At 56.0% G+C, this 16,022-nt stretch carries 13 protein-coding genes; 10 read left to right on the top strand and 3 right to left on the bottom strand.

Annotated features, from left to right (window positions below; translation table 11 throughout):
- Window positions 1-192: 192 nt before the first annotated feature.
- On the bottom strand, window positions 193-2,319 hold the full coding sequence (locus Mal52_RS03005) for an NPCBM/NEW2 domain-containing protein (RefSeq protein ID WP_145374255.1): 2,127 nt from the start codon (window positions 2,317-2,319) through the stop codon (window positions 193-195).
- A gap of 205 nt (window positions 2,320-2,524) precedes the next feature.
- Window positions 2,525-3,079 carry a methylated-DNA--[protein]-cysteine S-methyltransferase gene (locus tag Mal52_RS03010; RefSeq protein WP_197534625.1) on the bottom strand — a complete coding sequence of 185 codons (555 nt, stop codon included), beginning with the start codon at window positions 3,077-3,079 and terminating at the stop codon, window positions 2,525-2,527.
- A 202-nt stretch (window positions 3,080-3,281) separates the two neighbouring features.
- Between Mal52_RS03010 and Mal52_RS03015 the strand changes: the two genes are divergently transcribed.
- From Mal52_RS03015 to Mal52_RS03045, 7 genes are all read left to right on the top strand, one after another.
- Window positions 3,282-4,025, top strand: coding sequence for a hypothetical protein (locus Mal52_RS03015; RefSeq protein WP_145374257.1), 744 nt, complete (start codon window positions 3,282-3,284; stop codon window positions 4,023-4,025).
- 67 nt (window positions 4,026-4,092) lie between these two features.
- The gene (gene uvrA, locus Mal52_RS03020) at window positions 4,093-6,945 is read left to right on the top strand and encodes an excinuclease ABC subunit UvrA (protein ID WP_145374258.1); all 2,853 of its coding nucleotides are present in this window, start codon (window positions 4,093-4,095) and stop codon (window positions 6,943-6,945) included.
- 169 nt (window positions 6,946-7,114) lie between these two features.
- Window positions 7,115-7,399 (top strand): type II toxin-antitoxin system TacA family antitoxin, encoded by a 285-nt coding sequence (locus Mal52_RS03025; protein ID WP_145374259.1) that lies wholly within the window; start codon window positions 7,115-7,117, stop codon window positions 7,397-7,399.
- A 75-nt stretch (window positions 7,400-7,474) separates the two neighbouring features.
- The gene (locus Mal52_RS03030; protein WP_197534626.1) at window positions 7,475-7,918 is read left to right on the top strand and encodes a GNAT family N-acetyltransferase; all 444 of its coding nucleotides are present in this window, start codon (window positions 7,475-7,477) and stop codon (window positions 7,916-7,918) included.
- An 80-nt stretch (window positions 7,919-7,998) separates the two neighbouring features.
- Window positions 7,999-9,186 (top strand): glycine C-acetyltransferase, encoded by a 1,188-nt coding sequence (locus Mal52_RS03035; RefSeq protein ID WP_145374261.1) that lies wholly within the window; start codon window positions 7,999-8,001, stop codon window positions 9,184-9,186.
- A 160-nt stretch (window positions 9,187-9,346) separates the two neighbouring features.
- Window positions 9,347-10,369 carry an L-threonine 3-dehydrogenase gene (gene tdh, locus Mal52_RS03040; protein WP_145374262.1) on the top strand — a complete coding sequence of 341 codons (1,023 nt, stop codon included), beginning with the start codon at window positions 9,347-9,349 and terminating at the stop codon, window positions 10,367-10,369.
- 173 nt (window positions 10,370-10,542) lie between these two features.
- Complete coding sequence (locus Mal52_RS03045; RefSeq protein WP_145374263.1) at window positions 10,543-11,268, top strand: ankyrin repeat domain-containing protein; 726 nt, start codon at window positions 10,543-10,545, stop codon at window positions 11,266-11,268.
- Window positions 11,269-11,276: 8 nt separating this feature from the next.
- Here the strand turns inward: Mal52_RS03045 and Mal52_RS03050 are convergent, their stop codons facing one another.
- The gene (locus tag Mal52_RS03050; RefSeq protein ID WP_145374264.1) at window positions 11,277-12,587 is read right to left on the bottom strand and encodes a UbiA prenyltransferase family protein; all 1,311 of its coding nucleotides are present in this window, start codon (window positions 12,585-12,587) and stop codon (window positions 11,277-11,279) included.
- Window positions 12,588-12,942: 355 nt separating this feature from the next.
- On the opposite strand from Mal52_RS03050, the gene Mal52_RS03055 reads away from it, so the two are divergent.
- From Mal52_RS03055 to Mal52_RS03065, 3 genes are all read left to right on the top strand, one after another.
- Window positions 12,943-13,752, top strand: coding sequence for an enoyl-ACP reductase FabI (locus Mal52_RS03055; protein WP_145374265.1), 810 nt, complete (start codon window positions 12,943-12,945; stop codon window positions 13,750-13,752).
- A 353-nt stretch (window positions 13,753-14,105) separates the two neighbouring features.
- Window positions 14,106-14,501, top strand: coding sequence for a (deoxy)nucleoside triphosphate pyrophosphohydrolase (locus Mal52_RS03060; protein ID WP_197534627.1), 396 nt, complete (start codon window positions 14,106-14,108; stop codon window positions 14,499-14,501).
- Between the two features lie 185 nt (window positions 14,502-14,686).
- Window positions 14,687-16,015, top strand: a complete 1,329-nt coding sequence (locus Mal52_RS03065) for a nucleotide sugar dehydrogenase (RefSeq protein WP_145374267.1) — start codon at window positions 14,687-14,689, stop codon at window positions 16,013-16,015.
- Window positions 16,016-16,022 lie beyond the last annotated feature (7 nt).

Below are 16,022 nucleotides of genomic sequence, written 5' to 3' on the forward strand. Positions count from 1 at the left end.
GACGACAGTCTGCAGCCGAACGAAGTAGCGAGTAGCCGGTGGCTAGTGGCCAGAAGGAGTCGGCAGTGTGAGGAGCTGGTGGGGGGGCGGAGGTTGGCTTTCGATGGCCTACTGTTGAGCGGCTGCCAACCCTCTGGTCTAAAGACTACAGCCTACAGCCGAACGAAGTGACGCGCGGCCGCTCTCGCGGGATTAGCGTTTCCGGCGGACAAGGCCCCCTTCACGAATCACGTAGGGATCGACCCAACAGGCGTGGCAATTATTCGCGCCTCCTGGACAGGTTGTTCGCAGTTCTAGTACTTCGACGTCGCGAATATCGATGGCAAAATCTTCGACTTGCTGAGCAGTTTGTTGGGGCTTTGATGTCCAGAGCACGCGATTGTCTGCGAGAATGCTGAATGTCACCGGCGATTCGCCGGAACTCCCAGCTGCGCCTGCGAGGACCGCTCCTCCGAGTAACGTGCCAAATTTTCCTCTCAGGTTGTATCGCGCACGCGAATGCCCGCCGCCGGGAGGGTGCATGCCGATTCCATTTTCAACATGACTTCCATGGACCATGATTGGATCCGGATGATAGGCCCCTTTTTTGCCGTGCTTGGCAAATCCCCACGGTCCCAGAATCAGGTCAAACTCCGGCAGATCGGTCAGGAAGAATTTTTGGTCAGAGAACGGGTCCTCCAAAGCCTGCTGAATGCGAGAAGCAATCAATTTCTGTTGAAACGTCCCCGGTGTCGTCGTCGCCTGTTCATACCAATGTCGAGCACGTTGCTGGTAACGTTGTCGACGCTCGCCAGTGGCTCGTTCGGCTAACTTCCACCAAGCATCTCCCATCTGGGAGACTTCAGTCGTGTTCTGTTTTTGCTCAAGTTGAGCGGCCCGTTTAATTTCCTCGTGATCGGATTGCGCGAGATAAAACCTTCCTTGTTCCCAATCGTTTTCCACAAAACAGAGGAAGTGCCCCAACGTATCATTAGCGCGTCCATCGAGCGGCTGCGTCGCTAAGAGTTTTCTCGCGTTCATCGCATCGATCGATTCGTCTCGCAGTTGCTGCGTTCGATCATGCACGACGCGCGTTTCCACCATGAGCCTGGGATTCTTGGACTTTCGGGCGATAACTTGCGACAACGCGGCAATTTTCGACGCCGATTCATAGCGTCTCGCGCGAAGTGCGTCTTGCGCGTTTTGCAATGCTTTCTCGGCAAGTTTTGAGAAGGCTTCCGGTTGACGTGTTAATCGGAACTGTCGGCGTAAGATCGCATGTTTGAAGGCAAACACGTCAACATCGTACCAGCGGTCGAGCTCGGTCACTGATTCTTCGGCCAACTGATCGTCTGCAGTTGTGTCTGCCAGCTCTTTGGCCAACGTGAGGCTGACGTACCTTTCGGAGGGATCGAGGTCCTTTTGTTTCCCGAGTTCGAGTAGTTTTTTTGCCAGGGCCGTTTTTGCTTCTGTGCGACTGGCGTACCGAAAGTCTTTTTCGAACAGCTGGCGAATCTTTCGTTGCGCGACGATTTGGGAGGATTCATCGGGGATTTTAAGTTTCGTGTCAGCAGTGATCTCGTCGTTCGGCGTAACCGTGGTCGCTTGCTCCGTGACAGTAGGTGGGCGATCGGGTTGGGCTTCAACTGCGTTTTGAGCCGGATCCGGTTTATCGGGATCGGGATTGGGACCAGGGTCGATCACTATTGGTGGGGGCTCGACAGTTGCGGACTCGTTGCTAGGACCAGAGTCCTCAAGCACAAACTGTTGATCAGCGTCGCTGACGACTTCATTCGAGTTGTTCAACGCGTCGGATTCATTGGAAGGTCGGGACAACTCCGCTTCGTCCCCCGCGAGTTCACGGCCATTGCTGGGGGGAATACCGGCGTTGCTGTTTGGAGTTAAGATTGTCTGATCGGCGACGTCGCCGCGTTGATCCGTGTCTCTCACTCGCGATAAGAAAACAAACACACCGATCAACACGGCGATTGCCGAGAGGGCAACACTCATGAGAATGATGCGAAATCTCGCCGGCCTATGACTTAGGGAAGAAGAAGGCTTGGCAAGCCTCGCGAGTTGCTGATCGTAAGTGCGGCGACGTATGGGGTCTAATAAACAAACTCGCGCTGCTGCAAGTTCGTTGAGCAGCCCTTGGGCATCCGCGATATGATCACCCGTGACATATTGATGCAGAAACGACATCCGCCGTTCTGCTGCAGCTTCAATGACCTCTGGATCGGATTCGTATTGATCAATCCCAAGCAAGCGATAATGGCTCGGTGGCTGGTCTCTCGGAGAGATGCCCAGCCACTTATGGTAAGGATCGAATTCTCCCATCATTCCCGCTCACTCCATACCAAACAATCACGCCTTGCAGCAGGATGAACGCCTACGAACAAGATTCTGTTACCTGTACAAGTCGTTTCAAAATCCTCTGACGCGTTTCACTGAAGCTGATCTGAACGTTTCGAGATCAATCGCAACCGGGTTTTAAAACGGGTTCTCGCAATGAAACGAAATTCTAACCTCCGCACAACCGCAGTAACTAGCCGCGCACCGCTTCGGCCTCCATCGCTAACAAATTCTCTTTCAAACTGATGCCTTGCGGGGCGGAGTATCCGCCCAGTTTTCCGCCGGAGGCGACTACACGGTGGCAGGGGATCAGGATGGGAAAAGGATTCGAGGACATCACCGTGCCGACGGCCCGGGCGGCGCGGGGGTAGCCGGCCAGTTCGGCCAATTCACCGTAGGAGACCGTCTGCCCGTACTCGATCGCGCGGGTGGCGGAGATCACCGATTCTTGGAAAGCGGTCAGTTTCGAAAATGCGACCTGCACGTCGGAGAAGTCGACGTATTCCCCCTGACCGTATTTTTGCAGGCGGCGCCGCAGGTTGGGAAACCAGTCCGCATCGGCAGGCGGGGGATTGTGGTCGGTCGCCTGTTGTTTGCAGATCGACTCACGAACTTCGCCGTCGCTACTGTGTCCTACCGTCAGGCGATAGACGTGGTTCCCGTTGCCGGTGAGCCCCATCCAACCCAAGTCCGTTAAAAAGATCGACATCTGTTGATTGGAATTCGCCGAATTGTCTCTTTGACCCATCTGGGCGTCCTTTATACAATGCACCTCCGGCAGACTGTCGCTGCCATTATACCGCATTGCGGCTGAGGAAACAGGATCGGGACGGGGGCCTGTCTGGACGACTTGTCAAAAACATCTGTTTTCAAATATCAACGACACATTTGCCTGGGGCAACGACACGTTTGTGAGTGATTCACCTTACTTTAACAGCGAGGACAACCGAATGGACGAATTCAGTTCTCTCGCGGACGATTTTTACGTCAACATGAACCTCAATACGGAGATGCCACTTCCTCAACAGCGGGAAACCATTCTCAGTTTCTTCGAGCGGATTCAAAAAACCTATCCCACCATGCGGAATTTTTATACGCGGGATACCGGGGATTTTGTGCTCGAAGAAGATAAGGAACACAACAGTTATCGCTGGATTTCGATCGAGCCGCGCCGCGTCTGTAGTGGCTATGTGAATCCCCCAAACCGCGAATTGGCGATGGACCAGCACAAGTTGGTGTTGGAGCTCATTCCGTACATGTTGTCGGTCAGCCCGATGGATTGCGAAGCTCTCGATTTCATGCTGGGCTTCGATTTCAATTACAAAGGCAACCACGATGCGCTGGTCGCCGAAGCATTGGGGACGAGCTCCGCTTTAGACGGGATGGTGGACTTTCCCGATGCCCGCGTGATCAATTACGAACCGGCCATCACGATCAGCCTCGACGACAGTTGTCGCCTGCAGGCGCGATTGATGATCGAAACCCGCACCAGCGCCTATCACGTGCGCCGCGACGATTTTCCCGAAGAACAGATCAGCGTCTACTTTACCACCCGTAAATACGGCAGCTTGGAACCGGGCACCACGTTCGACGACACGTTGGATGTGCTCCGTGAACGGAACGACCATCTCTTAAAGAAATTCGTGATCGACGAAGTACTCAACCCATTGAAGTCGACGATCTCCACCAAATAAGAGGGGCATCATCCCTCCCAATTGAGTGGCACCTGACCGCTTGATGCCTTTTGCCACTTGTTGAGGAATGAACGAACAGACGCCAACAACGACCGCTCCGCCGCCGGCCACGCGGGCCATCGAACTGCGGGGCGTGCGGGTGCACAACTTGCGGGGCATCGATATCGATATCCCGCTCAAGCAGTTGGTCGTGATCACCGGCGTAAGCGGTTCGGGCAAAAGCAGCCTCGCGTTCGATACGTTGTATGCCGAAGGCCAACGGCGCTACATCGAAAGCTTCTCGGCCTATGCCCGGCAGTTTCTCGACCGGTTGGACAAACCCGATGCCGACCGCATCGATCACATTCCGCCGGCAATCGCCATCCGCCAATCCAGCCGCAGCCGTAGTGGACGCTCAACGGTCGCCACCGCAACGGAAGTCTATGATTTTTTACGGCTGCTCTATGCCAAAATCGGACGACTGTTTTGTCCCGATTGCAACGTGCCGGTTCAACGGCATACCACGGCCGAGATTTGCCAACAGATCAATAGCTTGCCACTCAAGACGCGGTTCCAAGTCTGTTTTCCAGTGATTGCAGCAGGCTCGGAATCGTTCGATGCGACCATTGCCGGATTGCTCGAAGCCGGTTTCACGCGCTGCATCGTTGCGGGGCAAACCGTCAATCTGAGTGACCATCCCGTTGGACTGGCGGAGCCCTCCGCCGCGGCGCTGATCGTCGTGGATCGTCTGTCGGCCGGTTCTGCCAGCACCGCGCGGTTGGCGGACAGCATCGAAACCGCCATGCAGCGTGGGGCAGGGGAGTGCGTGTTGCTGATTGCTGCTGATGCAGAGACGCCCTCGACGATTGCAGTCGACGGCAAGCATTGGCAGCGGCGCGCCTTTTCTAAGGGTTTGCGCTGCGAGGAGTGTGGTCGTGAATTCGAGTCGCCGCAGCCCTCAACTTTCAGTTTCAATTCCCCACTGGGCGCTTGCCCGCAATGCCAAGGGTTTGGATCGGTCTCGGCGATCTCCTGGGAAAAACTGGTGCCCAATCCGACTCTCACTTTGCAGCAAGGCGCCATCGCATGTTGGACGACACCGGCGTACGAACATGAGTGGCACGAACTGTTGGCCTTGGCAGGCGACTATGACATCCCCGTCGATATTCCCTTCGCAGATCTTACGGACGATCAAGTTCAGCGGATTCACGACGGCGTCCCGGAACGAAACTTCGGCGGGATGGTCGGGTTCTTTCGCTGGCTGGAGCGCCGCAAATACAAAACATCGGTCGCAGTCTTTCTCAATCGTTGGCGCAGTTACGAGCCTTGCCCCTCCTGCCGGGGGGCGCGATTGAACCCGACTGCATTGGCGGTGCGAATCGGTGAAAAAAACATCGCCCAGTTCTGTGCGCAGACCGTCGGGCAAGCGGGCAAGTGGCTCGATCAGGTTCCTGGCAAAACCTCATTCGATGCCTCAGGGGCTGCTGTCGCGGAAACGATTTTTGTGCAATTGCGCGCCCGGTTGCGGTATTTGAATGACGTTGGTTTGCACTACCTGACGCTCGATCGTGTGATGCGGACGCTCTCCGGCGGTGAAGCGCAGCGTGTGGCGTTGACCGCTGCGCTGGGGTCGAGTCTGGTGAATGCACTCTACGTGCTGGATGAACCGACCGCTGGTCTGCACCCTCGCGACACCGAACGCTTGATCGACGCCATCGGACAATTGCAGCGGGCCGGTAATTCGGTGGTGGTGGTCGAACATGACGAAGCCTTCATGCGCGCCGCCGATCAACTGATCGACATCGGCCCCGCCGCCGGCCGCAACGGAGGACACTTGGTGTTTCAAGGCCCGCCGGAGGAGATCGTCGCTGTCGAAGATTCTGTGACCGGCGATTTCCTGTCCGGTCGCCAAACCGTCTCGCTGATTGCACAAAAACGGGCGCAGCAAGGGACCATCAATCTCCGTAATGCGCACCTGCACAATCTCAAACACATCGACGTCGACTTCCCGCTCGGAATGCTGTGTGTCGTCACCGGTGTCAGCGGCAGTGGAAAAAGTACGCTGGTGCAACAGACACTCTATCCGGCAATTTGCCGCGCATTAGGACAAGCCAGTACAACCGTCCCGCGCTGCGACGATATCGGCGATATCGAAGCGATCGACGAAGTCATCCAAGTCGACCAAAACCCCGTCGGCCGTTCTTCACGTAGCAATCCGGTCACCTACTTAAAAGCGTTCGATGAGATCCGCAAGTCGTTTGCCGCCACAGCTGAGGCGAAGGTCCGCAACTTCACGGCGTCGCACTTCAGTTTCAATTCCGCCCAGGGGGGCCGCTGTCCCAAATGCCAAGGGGCGGGGGCGGTCGAGATCGACATGCAGTTCCTCCCCGACGTCACCATGACCTGTCCCGACTGTCGCGGCACACGCTTTCGCCGCGAGATCTTAGGCGTCAAATACCGCGGACGCTCGATTGCCGAAGTGCTCAACATGACCGTCGGCGAAGCGTTCGCGTTTTTCCGTGGCAAACGCAAACTGCAAAAGCAGTTGATGTTTCTCCGCGACGTGGGACTCGATTACCTGCCGTTGGGCCAGCCAGCCAATACACTCTCAGGCGGAGAATCACAACGCCTCAAACTCGCCGCCCATTTGTCCTCCGGCACAAAAACCCGCACACTGTTTCTACTGGACGAACCCACAACCGGCCTGCACGCCGCCGACATCGTCAAACTGCTGGGTTGCTTCGAAGCCTTGCTAGACGCGGGGCATTCGTTGATCGTCGTCGAACACAACCTTGACGTCATCCGCGCCGCAGATCACCTGATCGACTTAGGCCCTGACGCAGGGGATGGCGGTGGCGAAGTGGTGGCAACGGGCCCGCCGGCAGTGGTGGCAGGTGTTGCGGCGTCGTTGACGGGGCGGTATTTGCGGAAATCGACGTAAGTTGATTTCAGGGAACAGATTGCGGCATGCATTCGCGGCGTCATATTGCCGGATTCATGGAGCGCACATTGAAATCGCCATTTCCTGTACGTCAAAATGACGTACAATATGCAAGGCGAACTGGCGGGTGGTTTGCCGCCTTCTCACCACTTTAATAGAGGTCGACTCAATGGCCACGGACTCCCCCAAAAGTGAGGCACGCATCAATTTTCGGCTGCCTGCTGATCTAAAACAGCAGATCGAACAGGCAGCTGCGCATCTGGGGCAGTCGGTGAGCGAATTCGCAGCTTCGAATTTGGCCCAAGCAGCGCAGGAAACGATTCGAGAACAAAGCGTCACGCAATTGACCAACCAGGATCGCGATCTGTTTTTCGCACTGTTGGACAATGTCGATGCCCAGCCAAATGACGCTCTAAAAACGGCCGCCCAAAACTACACACAACAGATGGAGTAGTTCGCCATGGCTGCCTGGCGGATCGTGCGTCTAAATCGATCCCATAATCGAAGTGGCTTTGATTGTGGCCAAAGAGTGCTCAACGATTGGCTGAAACATCGGGCTGGCCAATGGGACAAAAAGGACTTGGCCCGGACTTACGTCGCTATCTCCGGCGATGAGACCAACGTCGCCGGGTATTACGCTCTCAGTAATCATCGGGTCAGTTTCGAGTCTCTGCCAAAACCGCAAGCTAAAGGCCTTCCGCAAATCGATGTTCCTGTCGTATTGCTCGGCCGATTGGCAGTGGATAGGAATGTGCAGGGGCAACGACTCGGCGAATTGCTGCTCATCGATGCTCTCCGCCGCTCCCAACATGTGGCCAATACCATTGGAATTCGTGCTGTTGAAGTCGATGCGATTGATGATGCGGCAAAACGATTCTATTTGAAATATGGTTTCACTGCTTTAACGGACGATGACCGGCACCTTTTCCTGCCCATGTCGGTGATTCGCAAACTGAACCTTCCGCCGTTGTAATTTGTCCAGCCGCAGGGCGTCGCCCAGTTGATTCTCCCGCCGAATTCAGGTATCGAAACAAACGGAAGGAGAATAAGACCATGACTAACCGCGTCTTTCTTGACGACCTGCAGACCCAAACCGATACGCTCCGCGACGAAGGGCTTTATAAAGCCGAGCGGACGATTACTTCGCCGCAACAAGCTTGGATCGAAGCCGATGGTCGGCGGGTGCTCAATTTGTGCGCCAACAATTATCTCGGTCTGTCGAATCACCCCGCGCTTGTCGAAGCGGCTCGTGAGGCGCTCACGAAATATGGCTTCGGTCTCTCCTCGGTTCGTTTCATCTGCGGCACGCAATCGATTCACCGTGAGCTAGAGGAAAAACTCTCCGAGTTTCTCGGCACCGAATCGACGATTCTGTATTCTTCCTGCTTCGATGCCAACGCCGGATTGTTTGAAACGCTGTTGGGTGTCGAGGATGCCGTGATCAGTGACGAACTGAATCATGCCAGCATCATCGACGGCATCCGGCTCTGCAAGGCGGACCGGTTTCGCTACAAAAACAACGACATGGACGACCTGCGGCAACAATTGGATGCCGCTGCCGGCGCGCGGTATCGCATGATCGCCACCGACGGCGTCTTCTCAATGGATGGTAAAATTGCCGACCTCAAGTCCATCTGCGACCTGGCCGATCAATCCGAGGCACTGGTGATGGTCGACGATTCTCACGCCGTCGGTTTTGTCGGTGACGGCGGGCGGGGGACGCATGAAGCGTGCGGCGTGATGGACCGCGTCGACGTGATCACCGGCACGCTCGGCAAAGCGCTGGGCGGCGCATCAGGCGGATTCACCTCGGGGCGCAAGGAAATCATTGACTGGTTGCGACAACGCTCGCGGCCCTATTTGTTCTCCAACTCCGTCGCCCCAGTGATCGTCGCCACCTCGCTCAAAGTGCTGGAACTATTGCAATCGGGCGATGAGTTACGAACGCGGTTGCGCGAGAACAGCCAATTCTTCCGCGACGAAATGCAGCGACTCGGTTTCGACCTCGTGCCGGGCAGCCATCCCATCATTCCCGTGATGCTGGGCGATGCCGTCTTGGCGCAAAACATGGCGGCGCAATTGATGAACGAAGGGGTCTACGTGATCGGGTTTTCCTTCCCGGTCGTCCCCCAAGGCAAAGCCCGCATCCGCACCCAAATGTCCGCCGCACATACCCGCGAAGACCTGGAAAAAGCAGTCACCGCCTTCGAAAAAGTCGGCCGGCAGTTGGGGGTGATTTGAGCGCCGTGTGATTTTTCACCACGGAGGCACGGAGTAGATAATTTGTAACTCGTTCCCAAGCTCCGCTTGGGAACGCACTTTCGCGAAGCTCCGCTTTGCTGATTCACGTAGAGCAGGCTGTAACAGCCCCCGTAAAATTAACACCAGGATAGAACCCCCCATGAAAGCCCTCGTCAAAGCCAAGTCGGAACCGGGTCTGTGGATGCAGGATGTGCCGGTTCCCGAGTATGGGCCGAACGACCTGTTGATCCGCATCACGCACACCGCCATTTGCGGGACCGATCTGCATATCTATCATTGGGACGATTGGGCGCAAAAGACCGTTCCGGTGCCGATGGTCACCGGGCATGAATATTGTGGCGTGATCGAAGCGGTCGGGGATCTCGTTGCCGACTTCAAACCGGGGGACCGCGTCTCCGGCGAAGGGCATATCACCTGCCGGCATTGTCGCAACTGCCGCGCCGGGCGACGGCATCTGTGCCGCAACACGCAAGGCGTCGGTGTGGATCGCCCCGGTTGTTTCGGCGAGTTCTTTTCGCTACCGGCGACCAACGGATTCAAAATTCCCGACGACATTCCTTCAGAAATCGCCACGATCCTCGACCCCTTCGGCAATGCCACGCACACCGCTCTGTCGCAAGACATGGTGGGCGAAGACGCATTGATCACCGGAGCCGGCCCCATCGGTGTCATGGCCGCTGCCATCTGCCGGCATGTCGGCGCCCGACACGTCGTCGTCACCGACATCAACGAATACCGTCTCGACTTAGCCAAACGTCTCGGCGCAACCTACACACTCAATCCGCAAGAAAAGTCATTGCAAGAGGCAATGCAAGATTTGGGCATGCACGAGGGCTTCGACGTCGGCCTGGAAATGTCGGGCAGCCCGGTGGCGTTTCAATCAATGTTAGAAACCATGAACCACGGCGGCAGCGTCGCGTTGTTGGGCATCTTCCCCAAACCGATCGTCACCGATTGGAGCCAAGTGATCTTCAAGGGCCTGAAGCTGAAGGGCATCTACGGCCGTGAGATGTACGAAACGTGGTACAAGATGACCACCATGCTACAAAGCGGCCTAGACATCACCGGCATCATCACCCACCGTTTCCAGGTCGACGATTACGAACTCGGTTTCCAAGCAATGGAGGAAGGCCGTTCAGGGAAGGTGATATTGGAGTGGTGAGGGTTCACCACGGAGCCACGGGGGACACGGAGACAAATGTAGGTTGCGTCGCGACGCACCTTTCTGTGTAGGGCGAACGGTTTTCGGCACGAAATAAACGACGCACATAGTTGTCGACAGCCTCCCGCAAATCTATCTCGTAAAAACGTGCGGTATCGTTCATGAGACCCTCCATGGATGCTCGACCAAAATTCAACGAGTTGTGTCCGTTTTTTTACGGTTCGCTACGTACCCAGTTGCGCTACCCTCAGTTGGCCGAATTGTTTTGCAATCACGATTGGAAGGTTGTTCAAGTCGAGCCTCTGACAATGTGGCCGCCCAATTATGAAGTATTCAATCAGTGGGCCAACCTGCTGATTAGTGACGAAAACCCAATCATGTTGACAGGCCAAATTACTTCGATAGAAGTTGTTCTGCCGATGATTGAGGCCGTATTTGCTGGTACCGACGTCGAATACAGCTATGAATCGTCGCTGATTCATGACAATCTTGTCCATGAGGTTAGCTGTAAGAATACTTCTGCCATCAAGCGACTTTTGGCCTCAGGAGTGAACCTCAATCGGCGGGGGCGTTATTCATTGTCAGCAATCGCTTGTGCGGCTGAAACAGATGAAACGGGCGAAATCATCCGACTTTTGGTGACTGCTGGCGCAGACGTGAACCTGCCGGATGCTCGTGGAACGACACCACTTTTTGTAGCCGTAGATGTCGCCATAGACGGGGCAATCCAAACAAATAAGCCAACATTTGATTGGTCGGCCGTCGCTGTGTTGCTGGAATCGGGCGCCGATCCGTACCTTAAAGACGGCCGGGGAAAGACCGTGTTCGATGTCGCTCGCGCCTACGGCCCGTATGCTGATACATCATTTCGCGCGTTCATGGAAACGCAAGGTCACTGACTCCTCCGTCACCGCGACAACCAAGAAACCGCCTTACCCTCCAAAGCCGGTAATTGCGGGTCACGGACAAGCCGATAAGTGAAGGCGCCCAGTAGATCGCCGCGCTGAACGCTGTGGCATTCCAGGCATTGGTTGATTGCCACGATCGGGCCGAGCATGCGGATGTCGTTGTGGTCTTGGTGCACGACCAATGTCTCGCCTGCGCGCAGTCGTGCCAGCGCAGCCGTCTCGAATTCATCGAGCGGCCGCGTCGGTGCTGTGCTCAATTCATCCATGCGGGGCAGGTTTTTCGATTCGTACACCCGCGGCGTGTCGTGTTTTAGCAGGCTGACCAGTTCCAGTTTCTCGATCAACCACCGCACCGACTTGTTGCTGTTGGTGAGTGGCTCGGGAAATTTGCGAAACGCGTGCGGTTGAAACCCGGTCACACGGAGGATTTGTTTTTCCGGAGGTTTGCCATTCCGTAAACTCTCGACATAGCCGAACCCAATCGGATCGGCAAAATCGGCCATGCCTTGCAGGTGGAATTGATCCAACTCCGACTTCTGGATCGGTAGATCGGGGGGATTGTTTTTGGCACGCGCGAATTGTTCGCGCGTTGGTTCTGATTTAGGCGATGGCTTGGGGATCGGAATCGGCACTGTTTCAGGGATTTCGATGGATTTCCTCGTTGCAGGTAAGCGTGGTACACGCATACGGCCGGCTCCATCCGCAGAAATGAATTCATGGACGAAACCCTGGTGGGCATCATTCAACGCAGGGCGATGCAAGGATGGTAGAGACCAATGCCGCTGCGCGAAATCGTTGTTACCCCAATTTCTTTCTTCGCCAACCAATTTGGATTCGATCTCGCTTAAATAAGTCGTGGGGAAAATCGCCGGCGAATCCTCATCATGATCCGTGTTTTCGATGTTCGGAAGGCGATTCTCGTAGGCTAGACGTTCCACCAACGAAACCTGTGGATACTCTGCACGCAGTGCCAAGCGTTCCCGGTACTCGGGAATGAACATCACCGCTGTGATTCCATAAGCGGCCGCCGTCGCTAGGAGTCCGAAGACCAATGTTCGTTTTGCTTGCCATTGCATGGAAGCTGCAATGATGGTGACGAAAAACAGCAGCAGCCAATTCCAGAACAACACCGGCGACCACGTAACTACCAATGTCCAAAAGAACGTCAGGAGCCCCCCGAACAGCAAATATCCGAAGGCCGCCCCGGCCCAATGAATACGCGCCGAAGCAATACAAAATGCAAGCAGGAGTGCCGAACAGACCAAGGCCCAACAGAGCCCCACCGGGATACTCGCCAGCACAGGAGTCATGAGCGTCTCTCCTCAAATCTGCGACTGTGGATTTCTTAGCAGAAACATCAACCGGTATTGTAACAACCTGCTGCTTTCCCCTGCGAATAAACGTTGAAAACGTCGTCGAATTCATCAAAAATCTGGCCGTCATCAGTAGATCCTTTATCCAACGCCCTGGGGGCGGACTTTGTCCGTCCCCAGCCACCCATAAACCGCCACCCCGCCGCGGCCATTGAAGCAACCCCACCAAACCGGTATTCTCTCCCAAGACCGCCTAGGAACGGCCCCGGGAACGCCGGATCCCAATTCCTACAGCCTAAAGTCTATAGCTTAAAACCTTCACCACACCGCATATATCAAGGAAACTCCAACCATGGGGATGTTTGACGGAAAAAAAGGAATGGTGTTTGGCATCGCCAATGATCATTCCATTGCTTGGGCGATTACCGAAAAATTACATGCTGAAGGGGCCGAGATGGGGTTTACGCATATCCCCGATAAGGACCCCGCACGGCCTCGGATGGAGCGGCGTTTGCGTAAGCTGGTCGAGCCGATCGGCGCTAAGGTCATCATGCCTTGCGACGTGCAAAAAGAAGAAGACATCGACGCCGCCTTCGCAGCTGCCAAGGAGACGTTCGGCGAATTGGACTTCGTGCTGCACAGCATCGCCTATGCCCCGATGGACGACCTCAAGGGCTTGGTGGTCAATTGCAGCCGCGACGGTTTCAAATTGGCGATGGACATCAGTGCCTACAGCTTAATCGCCCTGGCCCAACGCGCGCAACACATTCTTAAGCCGGGTGGCAGCATTTTGACGCTGACCTACCTGGGTGGCGAAAAAGTGATCCCCGGTTACAACATGATGGGCATCTGCAAAGCCGCCCTCGAAAGCACGACCGAATACCTCGCCAGCGAAATGGGGCCGATGGGAATTCGCGTGAATGCCATCAGCGCCGGTCCGCTGAAGACGCTGAGTTCCTCAGCGGTCGGCGAATTCGATTTGATGCTCAAGTTGTACGAAGACTTCTCGCCAATGCGACGCGGCGTGACTCCCGAAGAGGTCGGCAAGTCGGGGCTGTATCTGTTGAGCGACCTGGCGAGCGGCGTCACGGGCGAGACGCTGCACGTCGACGGTGGCTATCACATTATGGGTGGTCCGCCGGTTGAGTTGCAGGGGAAATGACGGAGTGGCCGGTGGCGAGTGGCCGGTGGCCAGAAGGAGTAGGCGGTAGACAGTAGGCAGTAGGCAGAGAAAAAATGGTGGGGGTGAGCGGTGTTTGGCTTTCGATGGCCGGATGATGTTTGCCTGTCAGCCCTATGGTCTTCGGACTACAGTCTACGGCCTCACGAAGTGGCCGGTGGCGAGTGGCCGGTGGCCAGGAAGAGTAGACAGTAGACAGAGAAGGGCTGGTGGGGGGCGGCGTTTGGGTATCGATCGCCCAATGACGTGCGGCTGCCAACCCTATGGTCTACAGCCTACAGCCTACGGCCTAACGAAGTGGCGAGTGGAAATGAATGGGGGGCGCTTGTTTCGCGATGCAAACTCCCTCACCGCAAATCATCGGTATTGCTGTCGTAGAATCAGCCGGCCGGTTTCTCGTCGGGCAGCGTGGTTCGGATGGGCCGTTGGCTGGTTATGATGAATTTCCCGGTGGGAAGTGTTGTGCGGATGAAACGCCGGACGCTTGCGCCGTGAGGGAATGCGGTGAGGAGACCGGGTTGGCCGTTGAGGCGGTGGAATTGTTGTTGCGGCGGGAATTTGCCTACGCGCATGCGACGGTCGACCTGCATTTCTGGCGCTGCCGGCCGGTCGGTACAGCGGGTGATGAGCCACCCGAGCACGGTTTTCGTTGGGTCACAGCGGACGAATTAGCGACGTTGCGATTTCCTGAGGCGAACGCTCCGCTGCTGGAATTGTTACGGTCGCTATGAACGTCGTAACTCTCCTCGGATTTTCGCCGAAAACGTCGGACCAACTGGTTTGGGATGCTATGCTATCAGCAACACCGGCCTGAACTTGCGGCCGATCGCAGGCAAACCCTCGAACACAGACCATTCCAGCTCAACCGGCACCAGAACCCCAGCCGGCCTTAGCGATGCAGACTATTGGAGATTTGATGACCAGCAGCACCCCAGCGCGGATCAGCATTTTCGGACTCGGTTATGTCGGGTGTGTCTCAGCTACGAATTTGGCAGCTGCGGGCAACACCGTGATCGGTGTCGAGTTGGTGCCGGAAAAAGTGGATGCGATCAACTCCGGCAGCGTACCGCTCTTCGAACCCGGCTTGGCCGAGTTGGCCGCCTTGCAGGTTGAAGAAAAACGTCTCAGCGCCACCGCCGACACGACCGCCGGGATTTTGGCGACCGATATTTCGTTCGTCTGCGTCGGCACGCCCAGTTTGCCCAGCGAGAAAATTGACCTCTCCGCCATCGAAGCGGTCTGTCGTGATATTGGAAAAGCCATCGCGCAAAAAGCGACGCGGCATGTAGTGATCATCCGCTCGACTGTGCTGCCGGGCACCTGTGATCGCTGTGTCGAAGTCATCGCCGAAGCCAGCGGCAAAAGTTGTCCTGAAGATTTCGCCGTGGTGAGCAATCCTGAATTTCTGCGGGAAGGAACAGCGCTGAAGGATTACGAACATCCCCCCTTTACAGTCGTCGGTGCTTCGCGTCCCGAAGACGCGCAAATCGTGGGCGACCTGTATGCCCACATCGACGCGCCGCTGTTTCTCACCGACCTGCGCACAGCCGAGACGATCAAGTACGCCTGCAACTTGTTCCACGCGACCAAGGTCTGTTTCGCTAATGAGATTGGCCGCATCTGCAAATCGCTGGAAGTCGACAGTCATGCGGTGATGGAGATCTTTTGTGCGGACGACAAATTGAACCTCTCACCATATTACCTGAAACCGGGTTATGCGTTCGGCGGTTCCTGTTTGCCCAAAGACCTGCGAGCCATCATGGCTCTTTCCCGCGAACATCATGTCGCGCTGCCGATGTTGGAACGGATTTTGGAATCGAATCGTCAACAGGTCGAGTTGGCGATCAAAACGGTGCTCGCCACCGGCAAACAAAAAATTGGCATGTTGGGATTCAGCTTCAAACCCGACACCGACGACCTCCGCGAAAGCCCGCACGTCGCCTTGGCTGAAGCGTTGATTGGTCGCGGCAAAAACGTGATGATTTTCGACCCGCACATCCAGACGTCACGGCTGATGGGATCGAACCGCAAATTTATTGATGAAAAAATCAGCCACGTCTCGGAGCTGATGGTCGGCAGTCTTGATGAGGTGATCGAGAGCAGCGAATGCATCGTGATCGGCAATAAGGACGCCCATTACAACGGCATTTTAGACCGTGTCCGCGACGATCAGATCGTGATCGATTTGGTGCGGATTGATAAGGAGCGGACCTCTGCGGACGGTTACCACGGACTTTCCTGGTAATGCCGAA

The organism is Symmachiella dynata, assembly GCF_007747995.1.
Classification (GTDB): domain Bacteria; phylum Planctomycetota; class Planctomycetia; order Planctomycetales; family Planctomycetaceae; genus Symmachiella; species Symmachiella dynata.